Annotated in this window: 11 protein-coding genes; 8 read left to right on the top strand and 3 right to left on the bottom strand. The window is 73.1% G+C overall.

The annotated features are described in order from the left end of the window. Positions 1-153: 153 nt before the first annotated feature. Positions 154-1,590 (bottom strand): FAD-binding oxidoreductase, encoded by a 1,437-nt coding sequence (locus tag BLT99_RS16680; RefSeq protein ID WP_229724512.1) that lies wholly within the window; start codon positions 1,588-1,590, stop codon positions 154-156. Positions 1,591-1,805: 215 nt separating this feature from the next. On the opposite strand from BLT99_RS16680, the gene BLT99_RS16675 reads away from it, so the two are divergent. The 7 genes from BLT99_RS16675 to BLT99_RS16645 all read left to right on the top strand — a co-directional run bounded on the left by BLT99_RS16675 (position 1,806) and on the right by BLT99_RS16645 (position 9,047). Further along, on the top strand, positions 1,806-2,855 hold the full coding sequence (locus BLT99_RS16675) for an LLM class flavin-dependent oxidoreductase (protein WP_092674968.1): 1,050 nt from the start codon (positions 1,806-1,808) through the stop codon (positions 2,853-2,855). A 233-nt stretch (positions 2,856-3,088) separates the two neighbouring features. Next, positions 3,089-3,766, top strand: coding sequence for a response regulator transcription factor (locus tag BLT99_RS16670; protein WP_092674966.1), 678 nt, complete (start codon positions 3,089-3,091; stop codon positions 3,764-3,766). A gap of 34 nt (positions 3,767-3,800) precedes the next feature. Further along, the gene (locus BLT99_RS16665) at positions 3,801-5,123 is read left to right on the top strand and encodes a sensor histidine kinase (RefSeq protein WP_092674963.1); all 1,323 of its coding nucleotides are present in this window, start codon (positions 3,801-3,803) and stop codon (positions 5,121-5,123) included. 92 nt (positions 5,124-5,215) lie between these two features. Continuing rightward, complete coding sequence (locus BLT99_RS16660; RefSeq protein ID WP_092674960.1) at positions 5,216-5,590, top strand: PepSY domain-containing protein; 375 nt, start codon at positions 5,216-5,218, stop codon at positions 5,588-5,590. Positions 5,591-5,754: 164 nt separating this feature from the next. Continuing rightward, positions 5,755-6,369: a DUF4956 domain-containing protein gene (locus BLT99_RS16655; protein ID WP_092674957.1), complete on the top strand. Its 615-nt coding sequence runs from the start codon at positions 5,755-5,757 to the stop codon at positions 6,367-6,369. After that, positions 6,366-7,205, top strand: a complete 840-nt coding sequence (locus BLT99_RS16650; RefSeq protein ID WP_092674954.1) for a polyphosphate polymerase domain-containing protein — start codon at positions 6,366-6,368, stop codon at positions 7,203-7,205. Before BLT99_RS16655 ends, BLT99_RS16650 begins: the two co-directional genes overlap by 4 nt. A gap of 75 nt (positions 7,206-7,280) precedes the next feature. Continuing rightward, entirely contained in the window at positions 7,281-9,047 is a 1,767-nt protein-coding gene (locus tag BLT99_RS16645) for a carbohydrate-binding domain-containing protein (RefSeq protein WP_092674951.1), read from the top strand. Positions 9,048-9,126: 79 nt separating this feature from the next. Here the strand turns inward: BLT99_RS16645 and BLT99_RS16640 are convergent, their stop codons facing one another. Beyond that, positions 9,127-10,884 (bottom strand): glycoside hydrolase family 13 protein, encoded by a 1,758-nt coding sequence (locus BLT99_RS16640; RefSeq protein ID WP_092674948.1) that lies wholly within the window; start codon positions 10,882-10,884, stop codon positions 9,127-9,129. 221 nt (positions 10,885-11,105) lie between these two features. After that, positions 11,106-11,522, bottom strand: a complete 417-nt coding sequence (locus tag BLT99_RS16635; RefSeq protein ID WP_092674946.1) for a hypothetical protein — start codon at positions 11,520-11,522, stop codon at positions 11,106-11,108. A gap of 244 nt (positions 11,523-11,766) precedes the next feature. Between BLT99_RS16635 and BLT99_RS16630 the strand changes: the two genes are divergently transcribed. Continuing rightward, positions 11,767-13,080: a glycosyltransferase gene (locus BLT99_RS16630; RefSeq protein ID WP_092674943.1), complete on the top strand. Its 1,314-nt coding sequence runs from the start codon at positions 11,767-11,769 to the stop codon at positions 13,078-13,080. The last annotated feature ends 137 nt before the right edge of the window (positions 13,081-13,217 follow it).

The raw sequence follows: 13,217 nt of genomic DNA, 5'->3' as shown, positions 1-13,217 counted from the left end.
CCCGACCGACACCCCTGATTCGGATCTGCGCGGCCGGCCGGGCGCGTCGCGTCGAGACGTCCGCCAGCCGCTTTCGCCCGGGACATCCGCCCGGACACGCCGAGAGACCCGGCACGTGCCGGGCCTCTCGAGTGGTGAACGGGAACGCTGCGGTCAGCGACGCACCGGGTGGTTCGAGCGGATGACGCCCGTCGGGTCGACGGCGTTCTTCAGCGCCCGCAGCCGTGCGAGCCGGCCGTCGTCGCCGAACACCTGCTCGCCCGTCGTGGGGCGCTCGACGAAGTTGAGGTACTCCGTCGTGGCGCGCCACGGCTCGATGCGCGAGAGCAGCCGGCCGAGCGAGGCCACGACCGCCTCGGCGGTCTCCGGCACGGCGATGCCGACCGCGTAGACGAGGTAGCGGCCCTCGAACCCCGCGATCGCGCCGGGCTCCGGCAGCCCCGACTCGGCTGCGAGGTCGACGGCGGCGGCCGGCTCGAACGCGCCGCCGAGGTGGCGGATCTCGACGGAGAGCAGCGCCGTGTCGGCGTCGGGCCCGACCGCGTCGACGAGGGCGCGCACCCCCTCGGCCGGGAGGTCGGCGAGCATCATGCCGCCGCCGAGACCCGGCGTGGGGCCGGGCGGGTCCATGTGGAGCTGGAGCAGCTCGGCCGGCGCCTGCGGGTGCACGGTGTCGATCTCGGGGTGCAGCGCACGCAGGGGCGCGAGGAGCGCATCCGCTCGCTCGGGCGACTCGAGCACGACGGCCTCGACGACGACGAACGACCGGCCCGAGAGGAACGGCGGCAGCTCGGGCATCGGCGGCACCCGCAGCACCCGGCCGACCGACGTGACGCTGTCGGGCACCGAGCGCGTCCACTCGGACCACGCCTGGAGCACCTCGTCGCTGCGCTCGATCGGGAAGAAGAGCGTGCCGGCCACGACCTGCTCGATCTCGAACAGGCGGAACTCGATGGCGGTGACGACGCCGAAGTCCCCACCTCCGCCGCGGACGGCCCAGAACAACTCGGCGTCGTGCTCGGCGTCGACTCGGCGGAACTCGCCGTCGGCGGTCACGAGCTCGACCGCGACGACGTGGTTCGCGGCGAGTCCGTGCTGGCGGCCGAGGAACGAGACACCGCCGCCGAGCGTGTACCCGACGACGCCGACATCGTGCGACGAGCCGGCGAGCGCGGCGAGGCCGTGCGGTGCGGCCGCGGCGACGACGTCGCCCCACAGGGCGCCGGCCTCGACGCGTGCGAGGCGCTGCGTCGGGCGCACCTCGACGGCGCGCAGCTCGTGGGTCTTCAGCAGGATGGCGTCCGAGAGGCCGTCGCCCTCGACGAGAGGTGCTGCGTTGTGCCCGGTGCCCTGCGGTGCGACGGCGAGGCCCAGCTCGCGGGCCGCGCGGACCGTGCGGGCGATGTCGGCGGCCGTCGCCGCGACGACGACGGCGGCCGGGCGCTGGTCGACGGAGAGGTTCCACGCCGCGCGGGCCGCGTCCCAGTCGGGGTCGCCGGGCAGGACGAGCCGGCCGTCGAGGCGTTCGGCGAGCATCGCGAAGGCTTCGCGAAGCGACAGGGCGGGGGTGTCGAAGGCAAGGGAGTTCACTGGTGGTCCTTTCGGAGGTACGGGGGTCGCGGGCCGGGCGGCGGGTGAAGCTCGTTCCGACGGCCGCCCGGGTGGCCGGGGGCGCTCACGACGGGTTCCATCCAATTCGGAGAGCACCGTCCGGGGATCAGGAGGATCCCGCCGATCGGCTCAGGGTTATCCCCTGTTCCGTCCCGTCCGGAATAGGCTCCCGACCGGTCCGGTTGCGATGAGGGATGCCTCTCTCGCCACGTCTCTCGGTCCTGGATCTCGTGCCCGTGCGCAGCGGTCAATCGTCGGCGGCCGCGGTCGCGGCATCCGTCGCCCTCGCGCAGGCCGCCGACCGACTCGGCTTCACGCGCTACTGGTTCGCCGAGCACCACAACATGCCCGCGGTCGCGTCGACGACGCCGCCCGTCCTCATCGCCGCGACGGCCGCGCGCACCGAGCGCATCCGCGTCGGCTCGGGCGGCGTCATGCTCCCGAATCACGCGCCGCTCGTGGTCGCGGAGCAGTTCGCCGCACTCGAGGCGCTCGCTCCGGGCCGCATCGACCTCGGCATCGGCAGGGCGCCGGGCAGCGACCCCGTCATCACCCAGCTGTTGCGCATCTCGGGCCCGACGGCCGACGTCGACCGCTTCCCCGACCACGTCGCCGACATCCTGAGCCTGCTGTCGCCGGATGGCGCGACGCTGCGCCTCACGAGCGGACGCGAGTACCCGATCCAGGCCACGCCTGCCGCGACGGCCGTGCCCGAGCTGTGGCTGCTCGGCAGCTCCGACTACTCGGCGCGGCTCGCGGCCGAGCTCGGACTGCCGTACGTGTTCGCGAACCACTTCTCGGGCGAGGGGTTGGAGCAGGCGCTCGAGCTGTACCGGTCCGGGTACCGGCCGAGCGAGCGGCATCCGTCGCCGCAGACGATCCTCACGCTCAACGCGGTCGTCGCTGACACGGCCGAGGAGGCGGACGAGCGGGCGCTGCCCCAACTGCGGTCCATGGCGCGGCTGCGCCTGAACCGTCCGATGCGGCCGCTCGAGACGGTCGACGAGGCGCTCGCGGCAGCGCGCGACTCCGACGCCGACGACGTGATCGCGCGCATGCGGCCGCGCTGGGTCATCGGCGACGCGGATGCCTCGGCGTCGGCCGTGCGCGCGCTCGCCGAGCGCCACGGCATCGACGAGGTCATGGTCGCGCCGGTCGCGGGCTCGCGGGCCGACGAGCCGGCGGATGCCGCGCCGGGTCGCATCCGCACGCTCGAGCTGCTCGTCGACCGCCTCTCCGCATAAGCGCGCGCCCGCTCCGCCCGCTCCTGCCGCAGCCCCTGCGCGGCTCCGCCGCTCACATCCACCGCGCGCCGCACCATCCGCCGCGCCCAAGCGAGGTTCGCGGGCTGGAGTGACCTCTGCGAACCGCCTCAGGCGCAGAAACCTCACTCGGGGCCGGTTCCGCCGGTTCCGCGCCGCTTCAGCGCCGCTTCAGCACCATCCGACAGGATGGGCGGAGCGGAGGGAGACGGTGGATGCGCCTGCTGGTGGTCGAGGACGAGACGCGCCTCGCCGAGGGGCTCAAGCGCGGCCTCGAGGCCGAGGGCTTCGCCGTCGACGTGGCCGCCGACGGCACCGATGGGCTCTGGCTCGCGCGCGAGAACCGATACGCGGCGATCCTCCTCGACATCATGCTGCCGGGCACGAACGGCTACCTCGTGTGCCGCGCGCTCCGCGACGCCGGCGACTGGACGCCCGTGCTCATGCTCACGGCGAAGGACGGCGAGTGGGACCAGGTCGAGGCGCTCGACACCGGGGCCGACGACTACCTGACGAAGCCCTTCTCGTTCGCGGTGCTCGTCGCGCGCGTGCGGGCGCTGATCCGCCGCGGTGCGACGGCGCGCCCGACGGTGCTGTCGGCGGGCGACCTCGAGCTCGACCCGGCCACGCGCGGCGTGCGCCGGGGCGACTCGGTGGTCGACCTCACCGCGCGCGAGTTCGCGGTGCTCGAGTTCCTCATGCGCCGCGTCGGCGAGGTGGTGTCCAAGCGCGAGATCCTCGAGGGGGTGTGGGACTTCGACTTCGACGGCGATCCGAACATCGTCGAGGTCTACGTCCGCCACCTCCGGAACAAGGTCGACCGCCCGTTCGCGCGCGAGGCCATCCAGACCCTTCGCGGGGCGGGGTACCGGCTGGCGGCGGACGGTGGCTGAGCCGACGGGGCGCCCGTGCCGGCGGCGCTTGGGCGTGCGTGGCCGGATCACGCTCGTCGCGGCATCCGTCGTCGCCCTCGCGCTGCTGCTCGGGGCGGTGGTCTTCTGGCTGACCCTGCGGTCGTCGCTCCTCGAGGGCGTGCGGGCGGCGGCGGAACAGGATGCGGCGGCGCTGGCCTCGCAGGTCGAGGCGGGCGGCACGGAGTCGCTCGGCGATCTCGGCGAACTCGACGACGACCGGATCGTGCTGATCGTGGGCGGCGACGGCACGGTCGTCGGCGCGAGCGACGACGCGCCGCGCGTCGCGGCCGAGTCGGCCGACGGTACGAGCATCCGCGTCGACGACGAGACGTACCTGATCGCGCGCGAGGACGCGGACGACGACGCCGGCGACCTCGCCGTCATCGTCGGGCGCAGCACGGAGCCTGCCGAGGACACGCTCGCGACCGTCGCCCGCCTCCTGGCGATCTCGGTGCCGCTGCTCGTCGCACTCGTCGCGCTCACGACCTGGATCGTGGTCGGACGCTCGCTCGCACCCGTCGAGCGCATGCGCAGGCAGGTCGATGCGGTGACCGCGACCACGCTCGCCGACCGCATCGACGAACCGCGTTCCGACGACGAGATCGCGCGTCTCGCGCGCACGCTCAACGGCATGCTCGCGCGGCTCGAGGCATCCCAGGCGACGCAGCGACGATTCATCTCGGACGCCTCGCACGAACTGAAGTCCCCCCTCGCGACGCTGCGCCAGTACGCCGAGGTCGCGCGCGCGCACCCCGACCGCATCGGCGACGCGGAGCTCGGCGAGGTGGTGCTCGAGGAGGGCGGCCGGCTCGAACGCCTCGTGCAGGGCATGCTCGTGCTCGCCCGCGCCGACGAGGGGATGCTCCGGCCGGAACCGGCGGACGTCGACCTCGACGACCTGCTGCTCGAGGAGGCGCGTCGAGTGCGCGGCACGGGCATCGCGGTCGACACGAGCGGCGTCCGGGCGGCGCGCGTGCGCGGTGATTCCGGCCTCCTCGCGCAGCTCGTGCGCAACCTCGTCGACAACGCCGCCCGCCACGCGCGGACCGGTATCGCGCTCGCCGTCTCGCCCGACGGTCACCGCGGACCCGTCGTGCTGACCGTCGACGACGACGGAGCCGGCATCCCACCCGCCGAGCGCGCCCGTGTCTTCGACCGGTTCGTGCGCCTCGACGACGCGCGGGCGCGCGACACCGGCGGCAGTGGGCTCGGCCTCGCGATCGCGCGCGAGATCGCTCGCGCGCACGGCGGTTCCGTGGCCGTCGAGGATGCGCCGAGCGGCGGGGCGCGCCTGCGCGTGGAGCTGCCGGGCGAGCCATCCGCCCAGCTGGCGTGACCGCGCCATCCTGAAGCCGGCTTCAGGGCGCTTCAGGCTGGCTTCAGCACCCGCCCGCGACGCTGGTGGCGAACCATCGAACGGGAGGCACCATGAAGAAGCGCACCATCTGGATCACGTCCGCCGCGGCGGCCGCGGCTCTCGCCCTCGGCGGCACCGCCATCGCCTACGGCGCGACCGACGGATTCGAGGCCGACGACGACCGAGCCGGCTCGTCGCAGGAGTCGGAGACCACCGACCAGTTGACCGGCGCAGACCTCGAGAAGGCGACCGAGGCGGCGCTCGCCGAGGCCGGCGCGGGCGAGGTCACCGAGGCCGAGCGCGAGGACGACGCCGACGCGCCGTACGAGGTCGACGTCCGCCTCGACTCCGGGAAGTCGGTCGAGGTCTCGCTCGACGAGAACTTCGACGTCATCGCGGTCCAGGACGACGACGCGGACGACGCGAACGAGACCGACGGCGACTGATCCGTCGGCCGGCACTCCACGGCGCCCCGGGCATCCGCCCGGGGCGCCGTCGTCTGCCAGCGCACGCGCACGCGGCTCATAGGAAGGCCATCGGATCGGCATAGGGCCGACCTCGGCGGGTGGGGCTTGATGGGAGCTCCCAGCCCACCGTTCGGAGCCGCATCATGGATCAGACCCTCCTCATCGCCGCCGACCTCGTCGCGGTCGCCCTCCTCGTGTTCGCCCTCTACTTCCCGCGCCATCGGCGGCGCGACCTGGTCGTCGCGTACCTCACCGTCAACGTCGGCGTCCTCGCCGTGGCGCTCGTGCTCGGCACCAGCACCATCGGCGCGGGCCTCGGCCTCGGGCTGTTCGGCGTGCTGTCGATCATCCGGCTCCGGTCGAGCGAGATCGAGCAGCACGAGGTCGCGTACTACTTCGCGGCGCTCGCGATCGGGCTGCTCGGCGGCCTGGGGGCGACGTACGGATGGCTCACGCTCGGGCTCATGGCGCTCGTGCTCGTCGTGCTCGGGGTCGGCGACCACCCCGCCCTGTTCCGCCGCACGCGGCAGCAGGTGCTCGTGCTCGACCGCGCGTTCCCCGACGAGCGCGAACTGCACGACCACCTCGCGTCGCTGCTCGCCGGCCGCATCCGGTCGGCGCGCGTCGACCAGCTCGACCTCGTCAACGACTCGACGACGGTGACGGTGCGATACGAGGTGCCGCGCGTCTCGGGCGATGCCCTCCGCAGGCCCGCCCCGACGGTCACCGCCGTGTCGTTCGAGGGAGCGGGACGATGACCGCCCGTCACGCGGCATCCGTCACGCCGGTGCCGCTGCGTGGCATCGACGCCCTCGACGGGGTCGACCTCGAGCAGCTGAACGCCGTGGCCGAGCTCCAGACCCGCGTCGACCGCAAGTACATGCTGCCGATCGCCGTGCTGCCGGCGCTGCTCGAGCGGCTGCCCGACGGGACGCGCGTGCTCGACCTCGACGGAACCCGCGCGAGCTCGTACGAGTCCGTCTACTTCGACACCCCGGAGCTCACGAGCTTCCGCCTCGCGGCGCACGCCCGTCGTCGGCGGTTCAAGATCCGCACGCGGTCGTACGTCGACTCCGCGGCGAGCTTCCTCGAGGTCAAGACCCGGGGCGGCCGGGCGCTCACCGTGAAGGACCGCATCGCGGTCGACCCCGCGGCCGCCGCCGCGCTCTCGGGCGAGGCGCGCGCCTACGCCGACGAGGTGCTCGTCGAGGCCGGCGTCGGCGACCTGTCGCACGCCCGCCTGGAGCCCGTGCTCACGACGACCTACCGACGAGCGACCCTCCTGCTGCCTGGTGAACCGGGTCGACCCGCGAGCCGCGCCACGATCGACGTCGACCTCGCCTGGATCGACCGGGGCGTCGACGGCCGCTTCAGCCGGATGCTGCGCACACCCGCCTCCGCGATCGTCGAGACGAAGTCCGGCGCGCAGGCCGGCGCGGTCGACCGGGCGCTCTGGGCGATCGGTCACCGTCCCATGCGCGTCTCGAAGTACGCGACCGGGCTCGCGGCGATCCGCCCCGGCCTGCCCGGCAATCGATGGACGCGCGCGCTCGACCGGCACTTCAGCTCCGCGATCACCGAGCCGCTCGACTGAGCCGGCGTCGCGCCATCCGACCGGCCACCCAGCCCACCACCCACCGCCGACCGACCATCCCGAGAGGACACGAGCATGGCCTTCTTCCGTATCCCCCGTCCCGCGAACGCCGAGCAGCCGGTGCCTCGGCGCCGGCCCTGGCTCGCCGCCGCCCGGATCGCGCCAGTGCTGCTCGCCGGCACGCTCGCGTTCGCGGGTTGCACCGCGACCACCGCCACGACGTCCGACCGGTCGGGCACCACCGACTCGACCGTGTCGGTCGCGTCCACGGCCGCCGTCGACCCCGGTCTCACCGCCGCCGAGGCGATGGCCGAGAACGAGGCGCCGCCGGGCGAGGACGGCGACGACACGTGGGACGCGACCGCCGAGGTCGCGATCTCGCTCGACGGCGACACGGCGACAGTGGCGGATGGCGCGGCCGGCGTGAGCATCGACGGCGACACCGTCACGATCACCGCCGCGGGCACCTACCGCCTGAGCGGCGAACTCGCCGGGCAGGTCGTCGTCGACAGCCCCGACACCGAACTCGTCCGCATCATCCTCGACGGCGTCGACATCTCGAGCGACACGACCGCCGCCCTCGCGGTCACGAGCGCCGAGCGCGTGCAGCTCGTGCTCGCCGACGGCAGCGACAACGCGCTCAGCGACGCGTCGAGCTACGCCGACGGCGCCGACGTGAACGCCGCCCTGTTCAGCGCGGCCGACCTCGAGATCGCCGGCGACGGCTCGCTGACCGTGCGGGGCAACGGCAACGACGGCATCGCGTCGAAGGACGGGCTCACCATCTCGGGCGGCGAGATCACGGTCGATGCGGTCGACGACGGCATCCGCGGCAAGGACGAGGTCATGATCGCGGGCGGCACGATCACGGTGTCCGCCGGCGGCGACGGGCTCAAGGCCGACAACGCCGAGGAGGCCGACCGCGGCTACCTCGCGATCTCGGGCGGCACCGTCACGATCGATGGCTCCGGCGACGGGCTGGATGCCGCGACCGACGTGATCGTCTGGGGCGGCTCGCTCGACGTCACGGCCGGCGGCGGCGCCGGCGGCGGCTCGAGCGTGGCCGACGGCGACTCTGCGAAGGGCCTCAAGGGCACCGTCTCGGTGATCGTCGACGGCGGCGAGGTCGCGGTCGACGCCACCGAGGACGCCGTCCACAGCGACAGCACGGTGCACCTCGCGAACGGCACGCTCGCGCTCGCGAGCGGCGACGACGCGGTGCACGCCGATGCCGCGCTCACCATCTCGGGCGGGACGGTGGGCGTGACCCAGTCGTACGAGGGCCTCGAGGCGGCGGCGGTGTCGATCGCCGGCGGCAGCACGTCGGTCGTCGCATCCGACGACGGCCTGAACGCGGGCAGCACGCTCGACATCACGGGCGGCGAGCTCGAGGTCGACGCCGGCGGCGACGGGCTCGACGTCAACGGCGCCATCACCATGTCGGGCGGCACGGTCGTCGTGAACGGCCCGACGGCGCAGAACAACGGTGCGATCGACTTCGACAGCGGGTTCGACATCAGCGGCGGCACGCTCATCGCCGCCGGGTCGAACGGCATGGCCATGGCGCCCGATGCGGATGCCGCACAGGCGTCGGTGCTCGTCACGCTCGAGCAGGTGGGTGCCGGCACCGAACTCGAGCTCACCGCGCCCGACGGCACCGTCGTCGCGAGCATCGCCACGACGAAGTCGGCGGCCACGCTCGCGGTGTCGACGCCCGAGCTCCTGAACGGCGAGACCTACACCGTGACGGCGGATGGCACGGCCATCGGCTCCGCGGTCGCCGGCGAGCAGGTCTCGGGCGGCATGGGCGGCCCCGGCGGCGCGATGCCGCCGCGCCCCTGACGCTGCTCATGCGAGTGCGGTTTCCGCGGTGGAGGTCGAGAGACTCCGGCACTCCACCGCGGAAACGTCACTTCTGAGCTCAGTCCCCGGAGGCGTAGACCCGCGCCTCCCACGGCGCGAGCGGCGCATCGAAGGGCGCGGGCGAGTCGGGGATCGTGTTGGTCAGGATCGGCACGTCGCCCGGCTCGCCCGCACCGGTCGCCCAGTGCGCGGCGATATCGCCGCCGAACGCGGGCACGTGCTCGACCGACGACAGGTTGACCACGACGAGGAGCCGCTCGCCATCGTGCACGCGCTCGAACGCGAAGATCGCCGGGTGCCCGGCATCCACCGCCTCGAAGTCGCCGTGCGCCACGACCGGCCGCTCGTGCCGCAGCACGATGAGCTGACGGTAGTACTCGAGCACCGAGCCGGGGTCGCCGACCTGGGCGGCCGCGTTGATGCGATCGTGGTTGGGGTTCACCGCGAGCCACGGCGTGCCGGTGGTGAATCCCGCGTTCGGCGATGCATCCCACTGCACGGGCGTGCGGGCATGGTCGCGGCTCATCAGGCTGAGGCCCGAGAGCGCGTCGGCGACGGCGGTGCCGCTCGCGACCTCCTCGGCGTACGCATTCAGCGACTCGACGTCGCGGTACTCGTCGATGACCGAGAACGGCGCGTTCGTCATGCCGAGCTCCTGGCCCTGGTACACGTACGGCGTGCCGCGCAGCAGGTGCAGCATGGTCGCGAGGGCGGTCGCCGAGCTGTACCAGTGCACCTCGGCATCGCCGAACCGGCTCACCGACCGGGGCTGGTCGTGGTTCTCGAGGTAGAGGCTGTTCCATCCCGTCTCGTGCAGGCCCACCTGCCACTTGGCGAGCGAGGCGGCGAGCTCGCCGGGTTCGAGCTTCCGCGGGCGGAACTTGCTCACGCCGTGGTCGAGCCCGACGTGCTCGAACTGGAACACCATGTCGACCTCGCGCCGAGCGGGGTCCGTGAAGAGGATGGCCTCGTCGAGCGTCACACCCGGAGTCTCGCCCACCGTGATGAGCCCGTCGCGGCCGTCGAACACCTCCCGATGCATCTCCTGCATGAACTCGTGCAGGCGCGGCCCGCCGACGTAGAACGCGCCGCCGTCGCCGTGCCGCCGCCCGGCACGCACCGGTCCGTCGGGCAGGTGCGGATGCTTCGAGATGAGGTTGATGACGTCCATCCGGAAGCCGTCGACGCCCCGGTCGAGCCACCAGCGCATCATCTCGTACACCGCGTGCCGCACCTCGGGGTTCTCCCAGTTGAGGTCGGGCTGCTTGCGGTCGAACAGGTGCAGGTAGTACTCGCCGGTCGCCTCGTCCCACTCCCAGGTCGGTCCCGAGAAGAACGACTCCCAGTTGGTCGGCTCGGCGCCCGGGTCGCCGCCGTGCGCGCCCTCGCGCGGCGGTCGCCACCAGTACCAGTCGCGCTTCGGGTCGTCCCGGCTCGAACGCGAGGCGACGAACCAGGGGTGCTCGTCGGACGTGTGGTTGACCACGAGGTCCATGACGAGCTTCAGGCCGCGCTCGTGCATCGCCGCGAGCAGCTCGTCGAAGTCGGCCAGCGTGCCGAAGGCGGGGTCGATCTCCTGGTAGTCGCTGATGTCGTATCCGTTGTCGGCCTGCGGCGAGCGGTACACCGGCGAGAGCCACACCACGTCGACGCCGAGGTGTACGAGGTGGTCGAGGCGCTGCAGGATGCCGCGGAGGTCGCCGACGCCGTCGCCGTCGGAGTCCTGGAAGCTGCGCGGGTACACCTGGTACACCACGGCCGACTTCCACCAGTCGGGGGCGGTCGACGGATGGCGCGGCTCGGCTGCGTTCGACATGTGCCGATCCTCGCACCGACGCCGCGTCGCGTCACCCGCCCGCGCGCGTCTCCCTCATCCCGGGTTGCCGGTCGTGCCGGGTGCTCCTCGCGTGATCCCGGCGGAAGCGGCACGTCGATGCCTGTGGCGGGGCGCTGCGGTGCGGGCGGACATGACGATGCCCCGGGCGCGTGCCCGGGGCATCCGTTTCGGTATCGGTCGGCGCGTCGCGCGCCGGCCGCTCAGGCCGCGAGGCCGAGCCGGCGCAGGTCGTCGCCCGACGCGCGGTGCTCGCCGCCCTCGACGACGTGCGCCTCGCGCGGCACGCGTGCACCGTTCTGCACGCGCGCTCCCGCGCCGACGGCCGCGTACGGACCGATGACCGCGAAGCGGCCGACGACCGCGCCGCGACCGACGCGTGCGTTCACGCCGACGGTCGCCTTCTCGGCGATGATCGCGTCGGCTTCGACCCAGGCGCCGTGCGAGATCGTCGCACCGCGCTGCACCTCGGCGCCGGGGTCGACGTAGGCGGTCGGGTCGACGAACGCCGTCGCGTCCACCTTGGCGGTCGTGGCCACGAGGCCGCGGCCGTTGACGTGCTTGCGGTAGCGACGCAGGATTCCGGCTTCGTCCTCGAACTCGACGTAGCTGATGCCCACGTATCCTCCATTCGCCGGTCGCGGAGTCTCCGCTCCCGGATACAGGTACAACATCCCGGCTGACCGGGGCATTCCCCAAGTCTCCGGGCCCGCCCTGAATACCGGCGGGGATATCCCTGATTCCGCGCTGAATGCCTTGCCGGTCGCATTCCCGCGGCCGTAGCTTCGCCGTCGTGCCACCGACCGGAGGGCACGATCGCCGCCCGTCGCGACGACCCCGGAACCACTCGGAAGACCTCATCGCATGTCCACGTACCTCCTGTGCGCGAGCCCCATCCAGGGCCACGCCGCTCCCGTCATCGCCATCGCGCGGGACCTCGTCGGCCGCGGCCACGACGTCACCGTCCTCACCGGCTCGCGCTTCCGCGCCGCCGTCGAGGCGGCCGGCGCCCGGCACCGTCCTCTCAGCGGCATCGCCGACTTCGACGACCGCGTGATGCAGGACCACCTGCCCGACCGCGACCGCCACCGCGGCATCGCGAAGCTCGAGTACGACGTGCAGACGATCTTCGTCCGCCCCGTGCGCGACCAGTTCCGCGCGATCGAGGCGCTGAGCGAGGAGCTCGCGCCCGACGCCATCCTCATCGAGGGTGCGTTCGCCGGCGTCGTGCCGCTGCTGCTCGACGACCCGGCGTCGCGGCCGCCGATCGTCGGCGTGGGCGTCATCCCGCTGGTGCAGCTCAGCGTGGACACCGCGCCGGGCGGGCTCGGCCTCGCCCCCCGGTCGGATGCGCTCGGCCGACTGCGCAACCGGGTGCTCAACGCATTCGTGACGAAGGTCGTCTTCCGCAAGACGCAGGCGCTCGCCCAGCAGATCGTGCGCGACCTCGGCCGTCCCCGCCTCGATGCCTTCGTGTTCGACTTCACGCGCATGTGCGACCGGTACCTGCAGCTGTCGCCGGCCGAGTTCGAGTACCCCCGCAGCGACCTCAGCCCGAATGTCCGATTCGCGGGCACCGTGCTGCCCGGCTCGCCCGCGACGGCCGAGCTGCCCGAGTGGTGGCACGAACTCGACGGCGACCGCCCCGTCGTGCACGTGAGCCAGGGCACCATCGACAACAAGGACTTCGACCGCCTCATCCGCCCGACGCTCGACGCGCTCGCGGATCGCGACGTCCTCGTGGTCGCCGCGACCGGCGGACGGCCCGTCTGGGAGCTCGGCGAGCTGCCCGCGAACGCGCGCGCCGCGGAGTTCCTCCCCTACGACCGGTTGCTCCCGAAGACCGACGTCTTCGTCACGAACGCGGGCTTCGGCGGAACCCAGTACGCGCTGAGCCACGGCGTCCCGATCGTCGCCGCCGGCGACACCGAGGACAAGCCCGAGGTCGCGATGCGCGTGCAGTGGAGCGGCGTCGGCCTCACGCTCAAGACCGGCACGCCGACGCCCGCGGCCGTGGGCAGTGCGGTCGACCGCGTGCTCGCCGATCGCACGTTCCGCGACCGCGCCCGCGAGCTGGCCGCGCGCATCGCGGAGTACGACACGTTCGGCATCATCGAGTCCGAGCTCGAGAGCGCCGTGGCATCCGCTCGCCTGCGCCTCGAGTCGCCCGTCGGCTGACCCGCAGCACCACCACCCCGTTTCAGGAGGACGGAGGCTGCTCAGGATCGTCTCGGCGATCGGGTCCTGAGCAGCCTCCGTTCTCCTGAAATGCAGAAGCGCCGCGCCCGCGACATCCGCCCCCGTGAAGGGAACGG

The organism is Agromyces flavus, assembly GCF_900104685.1.
Lineage (GTDB): Bacteria > Actinomycetota > Actinomycetes > Actinomycetales > Microbacteriaceae > Agromyces > Agromyces flavus.
Note: the sequence above shows the minus strand (reverse complement) of the source record. Positions and strands in the feature narration are given on the sequence as shown.